Origin of the sequence: Schauerella aestuarii (assembly GCF_009866805.1) — a bacterium.
GTDB classification, from domain to species: Bacteria; Pseudomonadota; Gammaproteobacteria; order Burkholderiales; family Burkholderiaceae_B; genus Schauerella; species Schauerella aestuarii.
The window spans coordinates 564,562-581,260 of sequence record NZ_SIZW01000043.1; the positions used below are offsets into that span (position 1 = coordinate 564,562).

16 protein-coding genes are annotated in these 16,699 nt (G+C 62.5%); 5 read left to right on the top strand and 11 right to left on the bottom strand.

Annotated features, from left to right (window positions below):
- Positions 1-14: 14 nt before the first annotated feature.
- The 6 genes from EYW45_RS21900 to EYW45_RS21925 form a co-directional block, all read right to left on the bottom strand.
- Positions 15-890, bottom strand: coding sequence for an HpcH/HpaI aldolase/citrate lyase family protein (locus tag EYW45_RS21900; protein ID WP_161137568.1), 876 nt, complete (start codon positions 888-890; stop codon positions 15-17).
- Positions 891-960: 70 nt separating this feature from the next.
- The gene (locus EYW45_RS21905) at positions 961-1,734 is read right to left on the bottom strand and encodes an enoyl-CoA hydratase/isomerase family protein (protein ID WP_161137569.1); all 774 of its coding nucleotides are present in this window, start codon (positions 1,732-1,734) and stop codon (positions 961-963) included.
- A 29-nt stretch (positions 1,735-1,763) separates the two neighbouring features.
- A complete protein-coding gene (locus EYW45_RS21910) occupies positions 1,764-2,963 on the bottom strand; it encodes a CaiB/BaiF CoA transferase family protein (RefSeq protein WP_161137570.1) in 1,200 nt (399 codons plus the stop codon).
- Positions 2,964-2,983: 20 nt separating this feature from the next.
- Complete coding sequence (locus EYW45_RS21915; RefSeq protein ID WP_161137571.1) at positions 2,984-3,916, bottom strand: BKACE family enzyme; 933 nt, start codon at positions 3,914-3,916, stop codon at positions 2,984-2,986.
- Positions 3,917-3,986: 70 nt separating this feature from the next.
- The gene (locus EYW45_RS21920) at positions 3,987-5,153 is read right to left on the bottom strand and encodes an acyl-CoA dehydrogenase family protein (protein ID WP_161137572.1); all 1,167 of its coding nucleotides are present in this window, start codon (positions 5,151-5,153) and stop codon (positions 3,987-3,989) included.
- Positions 5,154-5,155: 2 nt separating this feature from the next.
- Positions 5,156-5,818 (bottom strand): MaoC family dehydratase, encoded by a 663-nt coding sequence (locus tag EYW45_RS21925; protein WP_328703672.1) that lies wholly within the window; start codon positions 5,816-5,818, stop codon positions 5,156-5,158.
- Between EYW45_RS21925 and EYW45_RS21930 the strand changes: the two genes are divergently transcribed.
- Entirely contained in the window at positions 5,747-6,772 is a 1,026-nt protein-coding gene (locus EYW45_RS21930) for an NADP-dependent oxidoreductase (protein ID WP_161137574.1), read from the top strand. The two genes, EYW45_RS21925 and EYW45_RS21930, sit on opposite strands and share 72 nt — an antisense overlap.
- Before the next feature lies 1 nt (position 6,773).
- On the opposite strand, the gene EYW45_RS21935 is transcribed toward EYW45_RS21930, so the two are convergent.
- Positions 6,774-7,238, bottom strand: coding sequence for a MarR family winged helix-turn-helix transcriptional regulator (locus EYW45_RS21935; RefSeq protein WP_161137575.1), 465 nt, complete (start codon positions 7,236-7,238; stop codon positions 6,774-6,776).
- A 167-nt stretch (positions 7,239-7,405) separates the two neighbouring features.
- On the opposite strand from EYW45_RS21935, the gene EYW45_RS21940 reads away from it, so the two are divergent.
- Both EYW45_RS21940 and EYW45_RS21945 read left to right on the top strand, forming a co-directional pair.
- Positions 7,406-7,723 carry a hypothetical protein gene (locus tag EYW45_RS21940; RefSeq protein ID WP_235939177.1) on the top strand — a complete coding sequence of 106 codons (318 nt, stop codon included), beginning with the start codon at positions 7,406-7,408 and terminating at the stop codon, positions 7,721-7,723.
- A gap of 240 nt (positions 7,724-7,963) precedes the next feature.
- On the top strand, positions 7,964-8,476 hold the full coding sequence (locus EYW45_RS21945; protein ID WP_328703673.1) for a GNAT family N-acetyltransferase: 513 nt from the start codon (positions 7,964-7,966) through the stop codon (positions 8,474-8,476).
- Between the two features lie 39 nt (positions 8,477-8,515).
- Here EYW45_RS21945 and EYW45_RS21950 read toward each other — a convergent pair whose 3' ends face one another.
- The gene (locus tag EYW45_RS21950) at positions 8,516-9,292 is read right to left on the bottom strand and encodes a YoaK family protein (RefSeq protein WP_161137578.1); all 777 of its coding nucleotides are present in this window, start codon (positions 9,290-9,292) and stop codon (positions 8,516-8,518) included.
- A 189-nt stretch (positions 9,293-9,481) separates the two neighbouring features.
- On the opposite strand from EYW45_RS21950, the gene EYW45_RS21955 reads away from it, so the two are divergent.
- On the top strand, positions 9,482-11,554 hold the full coding sequence (locus EYW45_RS21955) for a TonB-dependent receptor family protein (protein ID WP_161137579.1): 2,073 nt from the start codon (positions 9,482-9,484) through the stop codon (positions 11,552-11,554).
- A 1-nt stretch (position 11,555) separates the two neighbouring features.
- On the opposite strand, the gene EYW45_RS21960 is transcribed toward EYW45_RS21955, so the two are convergent.
- From EYW45_RS21960 to EYW45_RS21970, 3 genes are all read right to left on the bottom strand, one after another.
- On the bottom strand, positions 11,556-13,013 hold the full coding sequence (locus tag EYW45_RS21960; RefSeq protein ID WP_161137580.1) for a phospholipase D-like domain-containing protein: 1,458 nt from the start codon (positions 13,011-13,013) through the stop codon (positions 11,556-11,558).
- 162 nt (positions 13,014-13,175) lie between these two features.
- Entirely contained in the window at positions 13,176-15,410 is a 2,235-nt protein-coding gene (locus EYW45_RS21965; RefSeq protein ID WP_161137581.1) for a phosphocholine-specific phospholipase C, read from the bottom strand.
- Between the two features lie 22 nt (positions 15,411-15,432).
- A complete protein-coding gene (locus tag EYW45_RS21970) occupies positions 15,433-15,636 on the bottom strand; it encodes a hypothetical protein (RefSeq protein WP_161137582.1) in 204 nt (67 codons plus the stop codon).
- A 225-nt stretch (positions 15,637-15,861) separates the two neighbouring features.
- Between EYW45_RS21970 and EYW45_RS21975 the strand changes: the two genes are divergently transcribed.
- Positions 15,862-16,275, top strand: coding sequence for a hypothetical protein (locus tag EYW45_RS21975; protein ID WP_161137583.1), 414 nt, complete (start codon positions 15,862-15,864; stop codon positions 16,273-16,275).
- Positions 16,276-16,699: the final 424 nt, after the last annotated feature.

Below are 16,699 nucleotides of genomic sequence, written 5' to 3' on the forward strand. Positions count from 1 at the left end.
TCGTCCTGACAGCGTCAGGCGGCGGCGGGTGCCGACGCCAGGGTGCGTTGCGCTTGCTTTAAATGCGGCCGGTCGAGCATCTCGCCATCGAGCTGCAGCGTGCCGACGCCGGGTGAGTCCGCAAACGCCTGCACGATGCGTTGGGCGCGGGCGAGCTCGGCATCGGTAGGCGTGAACGCCTCGTTGATTGGGCCCACCTGATCGGGATGGATGGCGATCTTGCCGGTGAAGCCCGCGCGGCGTGCCAGTTTGGCGTCGCGCATCAGCCCTTCGGCATCCCGGAAGTTGCCCCAGATGGTGTCGATGGGTGCCACACCTGCGGCGTGCGCGCCCAGCAGGCACAACGAGCGGGCGAGCTTGTAGGTGAAGTCGTATTCGCCATCGTCGAGCCGATTGCTGATGGCGCCGACCGCAGCCGCCAGGTCTTCCGCGCCCCAGGTCAGCCCGCGCAAGCGCTCGGACTTGGCGAAGTACGTGCCCAGACCAAACAGCGCCTGCGCCGTTTCGGTGGCGACCGGCAGGATGCCGATCGTGCCTGCTGCGACACCATCGCGGGCTTCCAGCGCGCTGAGGTAATTGTCCAGCAACGCAATGTCGGCACCGCCTGCCACCTTGGGCAGCAGTATGCCGTCGGGTTTGCCGCGCACGACAGCCGCGAGGTCATCGAGCGCCAGGCCGGAATCCAGGGGGTTGATGCGCACCCACAGTTGCGCGCGGCGCGCGGTGTGCGCCGTCAGATAGTCGCGCACCATATCGCGCGCGATGGGCAGGCGGCTGATGTCGACCGAGTCTTCGAGGTCGAGGATGAGCACATCGGCGCCGACACTCTCAGCCTTGGCTTGCTTGCGCTCGCTATCGCCGGGAACGAAGAGGAGGGATCGGAAAGGCATGACAGGTTCCTTTGATTTTTGGCCGCCGGCATCGGGGGCAATGCCGGCCGTACAGGAAATGGCGATCGGTTTAGCGTCCGTGAAACACCGGCGGACGCTTTTCGGCAAATGCGTCGCGGCCCTCGGTCAGGTCTTCGGAGTTCTGCAGAATGCGCAAGAACAGTTGTTCCATGCGCAAGCCCGTGGCGAGGTCGGCGTCGCGGCTGCGTAAGGCGAGTTCCTTGGCCGCCTGCACGGCGAGCGGCGCATTGGCGGCCAGCCGGGTGGCGTAATCCATAGCGGTGGGCAGCAGATCGGCCGGCTCGACGATGCGATTCACGAGGCCCCACCGCTCGGCGCGCGTGGCATCGATGGCGTCGCCCAACAACAGCATTTCCATCGCAATCGGATGCGGGAGCTGCTGCGCGATGCGCTGCGTGCCGCCGTTGGCTGGAAACGCGCCGCGCTTGACCTCGCTCAAGCCGAAGGTGGCGGTGGGCACGCACACGCGCAGATCGGTGGCCAGAAGCAAGGTCATGCCACCGCCCAGACAGTAGCCGTTGATCGCTGCCACGACAGGCTTCCATACTTCCAGTCCGCGGTTCAGCAATTGCGATTGCTGCGTGTGCATGAGCGCGTTGAGCGGCGGCGCATCGCCGAGAAACGCCTTGATGTCGGCGCCGGCGCAAAAGGATTGATCGCCGGCACCGGTGACGACCGCCACGCGGATGGCGTCGTTGTCTCGCACTTCGCACCAAGCGGCCGAGAGCGCGTCGTAGTGCGCCTGATCGAGGGCGTTGCGTTTTTCGGGGCGGTTGATGGTGATGGTGGCAATGCCACCGGCAACTGAAAGATCGATGGACACGACGATGCTCCTTTGAGCAGGTGGGCGCGCTAAACGGTGGCAGGGCGGCTGAACAACGCGCCGCTCGCAAGATGAGCCGCGATCTGGTCTTCGTCGTAGCCCAGGTCGCCGAGAATCGATCGCGTGTGCTCGCCGAGCAGCGGGGGGGCCCGCGAGGGTTGGGGGCGTTGGCCGTCGAATCGCAAGGGCTGCGCAATCACGTTGAGGTCGCGATGGCCCGAGACGTCGAAGTGATGCACCATGCCACTGGCCTGGGTATGCGGGTGGTCGAGCACTTCGCCGATGCCGTGAATGGGCGCGCACGGGATGCCGGCTTTGGAGAAGCGCGCGAGCCAATCGGCGCAGGAGTGGGGCGCCAGCCGCGCGCCCACTTCCGCCAGCACTTCGCTGCGATGCGCGACACGGTCGGCGTTGGTGGTGAAGCGCGGATCCTGCGCCAACTCGGGTGCGTTGACCTCGCGGCAGAAAGCCTGCCAAAGGGTGTCGTTCGCCACACCCAGCAGCATCGGCTTATCGCTGGTGTCGAACACCTGATAGGGGCAGAGCGACTCGTGCGCCGAGCCCCAGCGGCGCGGCTCGGTGTGGCGCTCCCAGTAGCTTTGCATCACGTACGCCATGAATGCGAGCGACGTGTCGAACAGGCAGGCGTCGATATGCGTGCCCACACCCGTCTGCATGCGCTTGATGACGGCGGCGAGGATGCCGATCGACGCGTGCATGCCGGTGGCCTGGTCGATCGGCGAAATCGGGCTGCGCGCGGCCGGGCCGGCATCATCCCCGGTGATGGACATCATGCCGCTGAACGCCTGCAGAATGACGTCGTAGCCCTTGCCGCGGTTCAGCGGACCTTCCGTGCCGAAGCCCGTGATCGTGCAATACACGAGGCTGGGATATTGCGCGTGCAGCGTGGCGTAATCCATGCCGAGCCGCTGGGTGACGCCCGGGCCGAAGCTCTCCACGAGAATATCCGCCGAGGCGATCAAGCGTTGTGCAACCTCTTTGCCGCCGGGCGTTTTCAGATCGATCGCGATACTTTGCTTGTTGCGGTTCGCGCTCAGAAACACCGTGCCGTCGCCATCGCGAAAGGGCGGCCAGCGGCGCGTGTCGTCGCCGTTGAGCGCCTCGACCTTGATGACTTCGGCGCCCATGTCGCCCAGATACTGCGTGCACAGCGGGCCGGCCAACACCTTCGAGAAGTCGACCACCCGCAAGCCTTTCAATGCATCCATGTCAGTTCATCCCGGTCGAGTCAGAAGGCAACGTTGTCGCGGCCCTTCGTTTGAATCATGGCGCGCGCCTCATCGGGCGTCGCGATCTCGAACGACAGTTCTTCCAGGATGCGGCGGATCTTGGCGACCTGCTCGGCGTTGGAAGTGGCCAGCTTGCCGCGGCCCGCGTACAAGCTATCTTCCAGCCCCACGCGCACGTTGCCGCCCAGCAAGGCGCTCATCGTGACGAACGACATCTGATGCCGGCCTGCCGCGAGTACAGAGAGGTAGTAGTCGTCGCCGAACAGGCGATCGGCGATCATGCGCATGTGCAGCAGGTTGTCGGGATCGGCGCCGATGCCGCCCAGGATGCCGAAGATCGATTGCACGAAGAAGGGCGGCTTGGCGAGCCCGCGATCGGCAAAGTGCGCCAGGTTGTAGAGATGGCCGACGTCGTAGCATTCGAATTCGAAACGTGTACCCATGGCGGAAAGCTCGGCCAGGCCGCGTTCGATCTGCGAGAACGTGTTGGACAGGATGAAATCCTGCGTCATGTTCAGGTACGGCTTTTCCCAGTCGTGCTTGAACGTTTCCAGCTTGCCCGCTGCGCCCGAGATATTGAAGTTGAACGACCCCATGTTCATCGACGCCACTTCGGGCTGCGCCCACTTCGCGGGCGCCAGGCGCTGGTCCAACGTCATGCCCAAGCCGCCACCCGTCGTGATGTTGATGATGGCATCCGAGTGCTGCTTGATGCGCGGCAGAAACTGGGCAAACAGCTCGGGGCTTTGATCGGGCTTGCCGGTCGCGGGATCGCGGGCATGCAGGTGCAGCATGGCGGCGCCCGCTTCTGCTGCGGCAATGGCCTGATCGGCGATCTCGTCCGGCGTGATGGGCAGATGCGGCGACATGCTGGGGGTATGGATCGACCCCGTGACGGCGCACGTGATGATGACCTTCTTGGCTTTCTTCAAGACTTGTCTCCTGTCGGCTCGTTTACGCGTGGCAAACGAATGCTCTGACGGCATGCAACCTCATGCCACTTTAGTACGACTTCGGCAGCCCCAGCACCTTCTCGGCGATGTAGCAAAGGATGAGTTGCGGCGACACCGGGGCCAGTCGCGGCAGCATGGCTTCGCGCAGATATCGCTCCACGTGATATTCGCGGGCGTAGCCCATGCCGCCGTGCGTGATCAGTGCCGTTTCGCACGCGCGGAAGCCCGCGTCGGCGCAAAACAGCTTGGCGGCATTGGCTTGCCCGCCGCACGGCTGGCCTTGGTCATACAACCAGGCGGCGCGCTGATACAGCAAGGTTGCGGCTTCAAGCTCGACCCAGCGTTCGGCGAGCGGATGTTGGATGCCCTGGTTTTGGCCGATCGGCCGATCGAATACGATCCGTTCGCCCGCATACTTGGCCGCGCGCCGCAGGGCTGCACGCCCCAGGCCCGTAGCTTCGGCTGCCAGCAGCACGCGCTCGGGGTTCATGCCGTGCAGGATGTACTCGAAACCGCGGCCTTCTTCGCCAATGCGGTCGGCCACCGGGATTTCCAGGCCATCGATGAACAGCTCGTTTGAATCGACCGCTTTGCGCCCATGCTTTTCGATCTCGCGCACGTCGACCTTGCTGCGATCGAGATCGGTGTAGAACAGGCTCAGGCCGCGTGAAGGCTTATCGAGTTGATCGATCGGCGTGGTGCGCGCGAGGAGCAGGATCTTGTCGGCGACTTGTGCCGTGGAGATCCAGATCTTCTGACCGTGCACCACGTACTTGTCGCCGTGCCGCACGGCGGTCGTCTTGAGCTTCAGGGTGTTCAGCCCGGTATTGGGTTCGGTCACGCCGAAGCAGGCTTTCTGCTCGCCTTGAATGATGGGGGGCAACCAGCGCGCCTTTTGCTCGTCGCTGCCGTACACCACGACCGGATGCAGGCCGAAGACGTTCATGTGGATGGCCGAGGCACCCGATAGTCCGGCACCGGTGGCCGACACCGTTTCCATCATCAGCGCGGCCTCCAGAATGCCGAGGCCTGCGCCGCCATAGGCCGTGGGCATGGCGATGCCCAACCAGCCCGCATCGGCCATGGCGCGATAGAAGTCTTCCGGAAAGCCGCCTTCGCGATCCCGGCGCAGCCAGTACTCGTCGTCGAAAGGCGCACACGCGTGTTGCACGGCGTCGACGATGGCGACTTGATCGTCGTTCAAGGCGAAGTCCATGATCAGCCCTCCGGGTTGCGCGTGGGTTGCGAAGAACCGGGCAGCCGGAGCATCAGCGCCACGCGCTTGCAGGTGGCCACGACTTCATCGCGTTGATTGAACGCCACGTGTTCGAACACCACAATGCCGTTATCGGGACGCGATGTGCTGGCTTTCAGTTCGAGCACGGTCGACGTCACATGCAGTGTGTCGCCCACGAACACGGGACGCGGAAACCGCACTTCGTCCCAACCGAGATTGCCCACCGTGGTGCCCAGCGTCGTGTCACCCACCGATATGCCCACCATCAGCCCCAGCGTGAAGGCGCTGTTCATCAGGGGTTTCCCGAATTCGGTGTGGCTGGCGTACTCCGCGTCCAGGTGAATGGCCGCCGGATTGTGGGTCATGGTGGTAAACAGTACGTTATCCGTTTCGGTAACGGTGCGCCGGATGTCGTGCGTGAACGTTTGCCCTACGCTGAACTGTTCGTAATAGCGTCCTGCCATGGCTGTCTCCTGCCGGATGTCGTGAGGCGCGGCCTTCGGGCCGTCTGTGCCATTAAAATATACTGCCATATTGTATGGTTGCATACAATACCGGAAAAGGAGGATGTCATGTCGTCGCCGTTCGTCAATCGCAGGGTCGTTCTCGCGTCCCGCCCCGCCGGCATTCCCCAGGCGGAACATTTCAAGATCGAGACGGCGTCCGTGCCGGAACTCGAAGCCGGGCAAATTTTGGTGCGCAACGCCTATCTCTCGGTCGAGCCCGCCATGCGGGGCTGGGTGAACGCCGCCGCCAACTATTCGGACCCGGTCGGGATTGGCGAGGTCATGCGGTCGTTCGCAGCAGGGCAGGTGGTCGCGTCGCGCCATCCGGACTATGCGGAGGGCGACGTGGTGATGGGCATGCTGGGCTGGCAGGACTACGCCATCACCGATGGCCGCGCGATCCGCCGCAAGGTCAGGGAGCGCGATCTGCCGTTGTCGCTTTCGCTGGGCGTATTGGGGATCAATGGCGTCACGGCCTATTTCGCGTTGAAGGAATGTGGCCGGCCGCATGCGGGCGATACGGTGGTCGTGTCGACGGCTGCGGGCGCTGTCGGTTCGGCGGTGGGCCAACTGGCCAAGGGATGGGGCTGCCGGACGGTCGGCATAGCAGGCGGGGCCGAGAAGGTCGCCCTATGCCGGAACGTGTTCGGCTTCGATGCTGCGGTCGATTACAAGGAGGCCGATTTCGAGGCAGCGTTCAACGCGGCGAGCGCGGATGGCGTCGACGTGTACTTCGACAATACGTCGGGCCGCATCAGCGACCTCGTGGTGCCGCGCATCAACAAGAATGCCCGCATCGTGATTTGCGGGACGGCCTCGGTATCGAACTGGCAACCCTGGCCCACGGGGCCGCGGGTTGAGCGGCACTTGCTGAACAAGACGGCCACCATGCAAGGTTTTCTGGTGTGGGATTACGAATCGCGTTACGAAGAAGCCGTCGCTTATCTGGCACAGCAAATCCGCGAGCACCGATTGAACTATCGCGAGGAAGTGCTCGAGGGCATCGATGCGGCGCCGGATGCGATTGCCGGGCTGTATCGCGGTGAGAACATCGGCAAGCGGCTGATCCGCCTGCATGACGATATCGTGTGAGTCACTCGTTCTTGTATTCGAGCAGATTGCGTTTGACGGTGGTCAGCATCTCGGTCAGACGCAAGCGATCGTCGTTATCCAGGCCGGCCAGAATGACCTCGCTCATGCGATCGCTCTGACCGCGCATGGTGTCGATCATGCCGCGACCCTTGTCGGTCAGGAAAACGAGTTTGGTGCGGCGATCGGCCGGCGTCGATTCGCGCCGCACCAGTTCGGTGGCCTCCAGCCGGTCGACCAATCCGCCCAGGGCAGCGCGGCCAAGCTCCAGCACATCCGCCAGGTCACTCTGACTCATGCCATCGTGGCGTGAGAGATGCGCCATCACCCACCATTGCGAACGCGTGATGCCGACGGGTTTCATCACGTCGTCGAACACCTTGCGGCGCAGACGCGACACGTCGTGCATGAGAAACCCCAGGCGCTGATCCCAATTTTCCTGACGCGGTGAGCTGATCTTTTTCGACATGAGTCCTGTGTTTCGATGGGCGCGAGTGCGATTCTATACGCTGACGGAGGTGTACTAGTACGCTTTGTAAACCATCGGTATGTTTTGAAACCGAGTGCACAAGCGCCGGCCGTTGATCAGGAAAGCCATTATTTTTGCGCCTTTCTCGATCTCCTGGAATGCCAAAAATGTACAAATCGCTGATTCGATTGGCCGCGGTGGCCGGTGTGTCCTTGCTTGTCGCGGCCTGCGGCTCGACGAAAATCAATATGACGGAAATGCAGACCACGACGGCCAAGTCGCTCGGGTTGGCATCGTCGGATGAGCTGACGGTCGCGAACGTTCAGTACAAAGAAAAGAACGCGTTGGGCGGCCAGGAATTGAGCTACGACGCGACCACGGCGCGCGGCCGCAAGTTTGCCTGCACGGCCTATGTGACGCCTGGCCTGACGCCGTTCGACAAGGCAACCTACAGCGAAGCTCAGTGCAGCCCCAAGAAGAAGTAATTTCTGTCGTGTCAGACCGGTGTTGACACGCTGGCACCCACGACGCGGATCGGCGCCCTGCGGCGTCGAACCCGCTTGAAAGCGGGATAAGAAGCAGGGGGGCGGCATTCAATGGGCGCGCCGGCATTGCCGCGCGCCTGCTGAGCGGGTATCTTTCAACTCCTGCCGTTGCCACGCCGCCGTTCCCACATGACATCCGCCGCCCCTTCCTGCTCGACCCCACCCCCTTCAAGCGAACCTGTGCAGATCCGCCTTTTGGATCGGCACGATGTGGCGGGCTTCCGCGATCTGCGTTTGGCGATGTTGCGCGATGCGCCCAGCGCGTTCGGCGCCAGTCCTGATGACGAAGCCGTGCTGAGCGAAGACGCGTGGGCTGCGCGTATCGGGCCGGACGACAACACGGCACTCTTTGGCGCCTTTATCGGCACCCGCATGGTGGGCTCGGTGGGACTGTTTCGCCAACGGCCTGCGAAGATGCGCCATAAGGCGTTGATCTGGGGCGTATTCGTGGATCCTGACGCTCGCGGTCGGCAACTGGCGCGGCGCCTGATGCAGACGATGATCGCGCACGCCCGCACGCTGCCCCAGATTCGGCAGGTCACACTCAGCGTGACCGCTTCGAACCTGCATGCCCGTGCCCTGTACGAGAGCCTGGGCTTCGTGCAATACGGCCACGAACCCAAAGCCCTCTTCGTCGACGGCAACTGGTTCGACGAACAGCAAATGGTGCTGCGGTTTACTTCAGCGGCGTGAAGCCCGGTTGCGCGGTAACGCGTTTTCAAGTCCGTCGCTTTACGTGCGTGATTTGAAAAGTTTGGACGGGGTGGACGTGCGGCGCCACGGTACGTCACGCACGACATCGGGCATGGCAAGCGCCAGCAGCAGCGCGGCCAGCGGCACCACGCAGATAAAGCCGATGTATTTGAAGCCGAGTGCGCCGATGCCGCCGCCCAGGATAAACATCGCCATCAGGCCGCCGGTCATGCCCATGCGGCCGGTGCTGTGACGCACGCCGTCACCGCGCGGCGACCGCGCGCTTTTCCAATACAGGAATTTGCCGAGCTCGATGCCGAAGTCGGTCAGATTGCCGGTCATGTGCGTGGTGCGGATGCTGCCCTTGGATGAGTTGGACGCGACCGCGTTCTGCAGCCCCATCATGAACGACAGCAGCAGTACCGTAATCGGGACGGCGAACGGCGTCATGAATTTCACCGTATCGGCGCCCGCCAAGCCGAACGGCAACAAGAGCGCGGCTTCCAGCAGCAGCGGCAGCGCATACAGGCTGTGCAGGCGGTAGTGGCGGCCGAGATTGATGAGCACGGCGCAGGTTGCCGCACCGATCATGAACGCCAGGATCGCGCCCAAAGCGCCCAGCAGCAGCCACGTTTTTCCGGTGACGATCGCATCCGCCAGCTGCGACGCAAATCCGGTCATGTGCGAGGTGTAGCGGTGCAATACGAGAAAGCCGCCGGCGTTGAGGGCGCCCGCGTTGAAGGCCAGTAAAAATCCAAAGGCGCGGTTGGTCGACGGCGCACGATGGCGGTTGGTGAGCAGAAGTAGGCTACGCAATGAGATACATCCTCATGGAAAACTGAAGTTCAGCCTACATGCTGCGACGCACAATTTCAATCGCTGGAAAGGTTGTAAATCGTGACCAACTGCGGCACGAATCCAACATCGACGCCAATGCTCACAGGTGTGCCGCAGCGCAGCGGGCTAAACTGCCATAACGTTTGCATTCCCTCACCGAATCCCCGCATGAAATCCTATGTTTTTCTCCTGGGCGGCATTGCCGTCAGCACGAGCGCGTTCGCGCAATCCACGACCGACGTGTTGAACCCGATCGTGGTCACCGGCAGCCGCTCTGAGATCGCGAGTTTCGATGCGCCGTTTTCGGTGGACGTGGTGGATGCCAGGCAGATCGGCGAAGGCCAACTGCGCATCAATGCGTCGGAAGCGCTCAACCGCGTGCCGGGATTGGTGGTGCAGAACCGGCAGAATTACGCCCAGGATTTGCAGATTTCCTCGCGCGGCTTTGGGTCGAGGGCCGCTTTCGGCGTGCGTGGCATCAAGCTTTTCACCGATGGCATTCCCGCCAGCACGCCGGATGGCCAGGGGCAGGCGGCCACGTTCAACCTGGATACGGCCGAGCGCTTCGAGGTGCTGCGCGGACCGATGACCACGATCTACGGCAGCAATGCCGGGGGCGTGATTCAGATGTTCTCGCGCGACGGCAAGGGCGATCCGCGCATCACGGCCGAAACCTTGTTCGGCAAGTACGGTATGCGCAAGAATCGGCTGGGTGCGGAAGGCGAGGTCAATGGCATCGGCTTTGTGCTCGATGCGTCCCGCATGGACACCGACGGCTTTCGCGACCACAGCGAGGCGCGCCGCGATCAACGTTTCGCCAAGATCACCACGCAACCGACCGATACCAGCACCTTGCGCGTGGTGTACAACGGGCTGAGCCAGAAAAACACGCAAGATCCCCAAGGCTTGACGTGGGACGAGTACAAATCCGACCGGCGTCAGGCCGCGCCCAGCGCGCTGCTCTACAACACCCGCAAGAGTATCGACAACGATCAGGTCGGCATCGATTACACGCAACGGATCGGCACCGGCACGCTCAAACTCAATGCCTATGGCGGTGAGCGCGACGTGACCCAATATCAGTCGATCCCTCGGGCGGTGCAGTCCAATATCCGTCAGTCGGGTGGCGTGATCGACTTTTCGCGCCGATTCTATGGCGGCGGCATCCAGTGGTCGCAACCGTTCATGCTCGGTGGCGGTGCGCTTGAAGTCACCGCTGGACTGGATTTCGATCAAAGCCGCGACGATCGACAAGGCTACGAAAACTTCGTGGGGTCCACGCTGGGCGTGAAGGGCGCGTTGCGCCGCAACGAGATCGATACCGCCACCAGCCTGGATCCCTACGTGCAGGCGAATTGGCTGCTCGGCGATTGGACCCTGCAGGCAGGCTTGCGCTACAACACCGTCAAGCTGAAGGTGGACGACCGTTACCTGCTCAACGGTGACGATAGCGGCAGCCAACGCTACGAGCGCGCCACACCCGCAGTGGGCGCCTTGTATGCCATCACGCCCGATGTGCATGTGTATGCGAGTGCCGGGACCGGATTCGAGACGCCCACGCTTACCGAGTCGGCCTACGCGGCCAACGGTGCCGGTTTCAACGCCGGCCTGCAGCCGTCACGCAGCGAGCAACTCGAAACCGGCATCAAGACCCGATTCGGCAATACCCGAGTGAATGCAGCGTTGTTCCAGATCCGCACCAAGGATGAGCTGGTCGTGGCCGGCTCCTTGGGCGGCCGCACCACCTATCAGAACGCCGCCAAGACATTGCGCCGCGGCTTTGAATTGTCGGTGGAAAGCCAGATTGCGCCCACCGTTGCACTCAATGGCGCGTGGACTTATCTCGACGCCACCTACGACAAATCGTTCGACGCAGGTACGACGCGGATCGACAGCGGCAATCGTCTGCCCGGTGTGCCCAAGAACAGCCTCTTCGGCGAAGTGGTATGGACGCCGCAACCCTGGGTGAGTACGGCCGTGGAAGGTGTGGTGCGCGGCAAGGTGTTTGTGGAAGACACCAACCGCGATCGCCCGGCGCCGGGTTATGCGCTCTTGAACTGGCGCACGACATTCACGCAGAAGACGGGACCCTGGACCTTCCGGCAAACCGTGCGCCTGGATAACCTGACGGATCGCAACTATATCGGCTCGGTGATCGTGGGCGATGGCAACGGACGCTATTACGAACCCGCGGCCGGCATGGCTTGGTATGCCGGGGCGAGCGTGCAGTACACGTTTTGAGTCACAGATACGGACTGGCCAGCCAGATGATCTTGTTGCGCAGCCGTTTGGCAAAAGATTGATCGGCGAGAGTTGCGAGCGTTTCGCGGCGGCCGGTGGCAATCAGGCCATCGATGCGCTGGTTGATCCAGGTGGCGACGGCAGGATCGTAGATTTCCGTGTCGAGTTCGAAATTCAGCCGCAGGCTGCGCGGGTCGAGGTTGGATGATCCCGTGTACGACCACGCATCGTCCACCGTCATCAGTTTCGAATGATCGAACGCACCGCCCGCACGCCAGACGCGGCAGCCCGTGCGCATCACCTGATCGAGCTGGGCCGACATCGCGTAATCCACCAGTTTCAGATTATTGATGCCGGGAATGACGATGTCGACGATCACGCCGCGGCGTGCGGCGGTGGCCAATGCGCCGACGAGCGCGAGATCGGGCAGGAAGTAAGGCGACTGGATGCGCACGTGATGTTGCGCCACCGCCAGGGCGCCCAGCAGCATCTGATGCGTGCTGCCGATATAGCGATCGGGCCCCGAGGCCACGCAGCGCACTGGCGTGGCGCCACTGGCCGGGTGAGTGCCGTGCGGAAACCAGGTGTCGTTCGAGAGCGCTTCGCGGGTCGTGAAGTCCCAATCGTGGGCAAATACGGATAGCAGTTGCGTGACCATCGGACCTTCGAAACGGAAGTGGGTATCGCGGTTGACGCGGTCGCCTACAAGGCTGGCGACGAACGCCTCGCGTACGTTCATGCCGCCCGTGAAGCCGATGCTGTTGTCCACGACCAGGATTTTGCGGTGGCTGCGCAGATTGGCATAAGGCATGCGCCATACGCCCAGCGGGTTGGTCATGAACCGCGCCACGCGCACGCCACCGCGCGTGAGGACGCCCATGATGGGTGGCCGCGAGTATTTTGCACCCACCGCATCGATCAGTACGCGCACTTGCACGCCGCGCTTGGCCGCGTCGATCAGCGCCTGCGCCAATTCGCGGCCGATGCGATCGTTATCGAAGATGTAGCTTTGCATCGCGATGGTGACTCTCGCGGTGCGAATCGCCGCGATCATGGCAGGGTAGGTCTCATCGCCACCCGCCAGCGGCTCCACTTTATTGCCCCCCAGCAGCGGAAACTGGCTGACGTGGTCGCCCAGCACTTTGAGCGACGCGAACTGCGGTCCTGAAATGGGCATCACGTCGACGTCAGCGGCTTCGCGCACCGTGGCGTAGCGCAGCATGGTCGCGTCACGTTCTTGCGCCACCTGCGTGCGCCTGATGCGATTGACGCCGGCGACCAGATAGAAGAGGGCACCAAAGAACGGCGAGAGCAAGGCCACGCCCACCCAACCGATCGCCGCGCGCACATCCTGCTTGGTCATCGCGGCGTGAATCGCCGCAGCGGTACCGGCCACGGTACTGACGGTAAAAACGATGTGCGGCCAGTATTCGGCCAATAGCGCGCGGAAAGGATCCATAAGGCGAATAAGTGGTCGAGTCGATGCCGCGCTAGGATAACAAGTCCTGGCGACGGCATCGCGAACCCTTTACGGATATATCGCCGATTCGCGGCGTATTGGCGTCATGCAGACCCTTCGCCGGAAGGTATCGCTGTCGCGCTCAACGCATTGCCCTGGTGTTCAGGGCGTGGCCATGGCCGGATCGCTTACCGTGGGCCGCCCGGTTTCGACCCGGCCGGCAAAGCGGCGATAGAACCCCGGATGGTTCTCCACGGTGATCGCAAAGTCATACCACTGGCCGCTTGTTGCCAAGGGCCAATGGCGCGACGCCGTGGCGCTCGGTTCTACTGCGGCCGTCCACGGGCCGTCGGTGCGGTATGCCATCGGCGTGATGATGAACGTGCAGGCTTGCGTGCCCGCATTCATCATCTCGGCATAGACATGACCGTTCGCGATGTCGTAGCACACGCGAATTTCCGGCTGCGTTTGCGTGGTCGCGATCTGGTTGGTGTCGCCTTTGAAATGCCGGTGAAAGCCATTGGGCCCCAGCACCCACAGATCGTACTGACCCAGATTGTCCTGAAACACATTCCAGGTATCGGTCAACGACTTGCCCGATTCCACCACGTACCGGCGCGGCAGGCGTTCGAGGTTGTACTTGTCGTACACATGAAAAACGGCCGCTTGCGTACCCGTATTGGAGAAGATCAGGTCGACCGTGCCGCTCGCCTGGGTTCGCGCACTGGTGTGCAGTTCGTAAGGCAGGGCACGCGACGGCCGCGTGCCGCTGGCTTGCAGCGGCAACTGCATATCGAGCGGCAGAGGCATGGCCGGCAGGGCTTGCTGGGCGCGGCGAAGTTGATCCGCGGCATCGCGCGTGGCGCGGCCGTTGAGTGCCGGCAAGGCTTCATTGTTCGGCGTGGCGAAGTTGAATGCCGTCATCAGATCGCCGCACACGGCACGGCGGTACGGACTGATATTGGGCTCTTCCACGCCGAAGCGCTGCTCCAGAAAACGCAGTACCGAGGTGTGGTCGAACACCTGCGAGTTGACCCAGCCGCCGCGGCTCCACGGCGAGATCACATACAGCGGCACACGCGGACCCGGACCATATACCCGGCCATCGGGCGCCGGCTGCACACGACTCCCGGCAGGCGCCGGCTGGTCGAAGTACTCGAACGCCATGTCGGCGTCGCTCAAGGTGGACTTGCCGGCCAGCGAACGATCGGTGTTTCGCGACGGGGCCGAGGGCGACGGCACGTGATCGAAGTAGCCGTCGTTCTCGTCGAAGTTGATCAGCAGCACCGTTTTGCTCCAAACCTCGGGATTGGCGGTGAGCGCATCCAGCACCTCCTGAATGAACCACGCACCTTGTACGGGGCTGGACGGGCCGGGATGCTCGCAGTAAATCGATGGCGCATTCATCCACGACACTTGCGGCAGCGTGCCGGCTTGAATGTCGCGCTTGAAGGCGTCGAGATACGCTTCCGGGGTGGTGCCGGGCAGGGTGTTGGCCACGCCCTTGTAGAGCGGGTTGGCGGCGTTATCGGTGATCGGGTTGTACGCATGATAGGGCAGCGCCTGGCCCGTTTGCGCGTACGGTCTGCCTGGTGCGCCGCCGCTCGACACCGGAAAGCCAGAGGCCAGGTTGGCCTGGCGAAACTGCTGGAACGCACCCAGCATGTTGTCGCCCCATTCATCGGGCATGTTCTGGTAGGAGATCCAACTCACGCCGGCGGCTTCCAGCCGTTCGGCATAGGTTTTCCAGGTGTAGCCGATATTGGCCGAGGACGGCAGGCCGTCGATGGCATCCCATTCGTTGTTGACGAATGCGGCGCCCGAAGCGGTGGGGCCGTTCGTGCCGGTGAGATGAAACGAGCGATTGGCATCGGTGCCGGTGTGCATCGAGCAATGGTAGGCATCACAGAGCGTGAAGGCATTGGCCAACGCGAACGGAAACGGAATCTCCTTTTCCTTGAAGTACCCCATCGAGATGTCTTTCTTGTGCTTGGGCCATTGCGACATGCGGCCATGATCCCATGCGTCCTGACTGTCTTTCCAGGTGTGATGCGCGCCATCGGCGCGTTGCGCGTTGTTCGTGCTGCCGTCCAGATGATAGGGCGTCAGGAGCGCGCCAGTGCTGCGCTCCTGCTGCCACACTTTTCGATCGTTGGGCATTGGAATCGTGAACCGGTCGCCAAAGCCGCGTACGCCCTTGAGCGTGCCGAAGTAGTGGTCGAATGACCGATTCTCCTGCATCAAGATCACCACATGTTCGACGTCCTTGATCGTTCCAGTGGCGTTATTGGCGGGGATCGCCAGCGCCCGGCGAATGCTCGGCGGAAACGCCGCCAGCGTGGCGGCGGCGAATCCTGCGCCCGAGGCGGTCTGCAAAAAATTACGGCGTGAAGTCATTTTTTTTGAAGGCAAAAGGGCGTCAGGGTGCGCAGCGCAATTGGGGCGCGGGCGTGGGTTCGGGTTCCGGCTGTGGTGCGGGATCGGGTGTCGGCACGGGTGCCGGGGTGCCGGGCTCAGGCGCGGGCGTCGGGGCCGGTGTCGGCGTCGGGGCCGGCGTTGGCGTGGACTCGACCGGTGGCGAATCGTTGTCGTCGCCGCCACAGGCGGTCAGGGCTGCGGTCATGATGGCGATCGCAACCAGCGTCTTGCATCGTTTATAGGGGAGCATGCGTCGGGGGGAGCGTTGAATGAAACTCGGCCGCTTGATCACGCAGAGGTAATCCAAGGGGTGCGGTCGCATTCTAGAAACGCGGTATGACGCTGCGATGAACGCGCCGTGCGGGTGACGGTGTGGCACAACTTATGCGGCGTCGGCCGGTCACAACCGTGTCATCAACAAGGATCGTCAATGGCCAATACATCGAAAGCGGGTGCCGTGTCCGGTGCGGAAGAATGGGAAGTGACGGCGATTACGCTGGAGTCTTTGCACGTCGACGGATCGAGCACGGCGACCGAGATCGCCTGTCGTTCGGTGTCGTTTTTAGCTGCAGTGAGCCTGCCCGAGACCACGGCAAGCGCCGGCGCGTTGATCGTGAAAGGCTGCGCACCTGATGCGTTCGATGGCATCGACAAGAATGCGCCTGCCCGTGTGCGCTTTGCGATCAAATATTTTTCGGAGCCGCGGAGTTTTTTCGTGGAGGGCGCTGTCCGTCAGACCGATGGCAGCGTAAGGCTGCTGCTTCCCGACATTCACACACCGAATGCGGGCACTGCTGTAGGCGATGGCGAGATCAATCGCTTTTTGCCCCCCGAGGAGACTTGAACGCAGGCATTAAGTGTGGGGAATCTGCCACAAATGCCGTCCTAGCGATCAAATGACATCGCGTATGAACGGAAATGATCGGAAATCATGCCGCTTGTGCAGGGCGCATGATGCGATCGAAGGGCATCAGTGTGGCGCTATTGATGCCGTCAAGCGGGTTTTGCAGGCGGGGCGGCCGGGTCTGAAGCCTCAAAGCCAGCCTGTTGTCGATGATTGGAAAAACGACCCTCCCTGAGCAAGTAACTTTTATTACGATGTCACAGCGTGATTATCGATTGCGTCCCATATCGAATGATTGCGGGCCAATTGCATTTGATGTCTTTTATCGCGTTGCGATTATGGGCTTTGCGGGTGGGTAATACGGATGAGCAGTAGTAAGATTTTCAGCTGACACGCCAAGGAATGGAGCTTGGTTGTGTCAAGC

Bases quoted from the DNA above. Each gene is read 5' to 3' on its own strand.
- EYW45_RS21900 (WP_161137568.1), bottom strand. From the start codon at position 890: ATGCCTTTCCGATCCCTCCTCTTCGTTCCCGGCGATAGCGAGCGCAAG.
- EYW45_RS21910 (WP_161137570.1), bottom strand. From the start codon at position 2,963: ATGGATGCATTGAAAGGCTTGCGGGTGGTCGACTTCTCGAAGGTGTTG.
- EYW45_RS21920 (WP_161137572.1), bottom strand. From the start codon at position 5,153: ATGGACTTCGCCTTGAACGACGATCAAGTCGCCATCGTCGACGCCGTG.
- EYW45_RS21930 (WP_161137574.1), top strand. From the start codon at position 5,747: ATGTCGTCGCCGTTCGTCAATCGCAGGGTCGTTCTCGCGTCCCGCCCC.
- EYW45_RS21925 (WP_328703672.1), bottom strand. From the start codon at position 5,818: ATGTTCCGCCTGGGGAATGCCGGCGGGGCGGGACGCGAGAACGACCCT.
- EYW45_RS21935 (WP_161137575.1), bottom strand. From the start codon at position 7,238: ATGTCGAAAAAGATCAGCTCACCGCGTCAGGAAAATTGGGATCAGCGC.
- EYW45_RS21940 (WP_235939177.1), top strand. From the start codon at position 7,406: ATGTACAAATCGCTGATTCGATTGGCCGCGGTGGCCGGTGTGTCCTTG.
- EYW45_RS21955 (WP_161137579.1), top strand. From the start codon at position 9,482: ATGAAATCCTATGTTTTTCTCCTGGGCGGCATTGCCGTCAGCACGAGC.
- EYW45_RS21960 (WP_161137580.1), bottom strand. From the start codon at position 13,013: ATGGATCCTTTCCGCGCGCTATTGGCCGAATACTGGCCGCACATCGTT.
- EYW45_RS21965 (WP_161137581.1), bottom strand. From the start codon at position 15,410: ATGACTTCACGCCGTAATTTTTTGCAGACCGCCTCGGGCGCAGGATTC.
- EYW45_RS21970 (WP_161137582.1), bottom strand. From the start codon at position 15,636: ATGACCGCAGCCCTGACCGCCTGTGGCGGCGACGACAACGATTCGCCA.
- EYW45_RS21975 (WP_161137583.1), top strand. From the start codon at position 15,862: ATGGCCAATACATCGAAAGCGGGTGCCGTGTCCGGTGCGGAAGAATGG.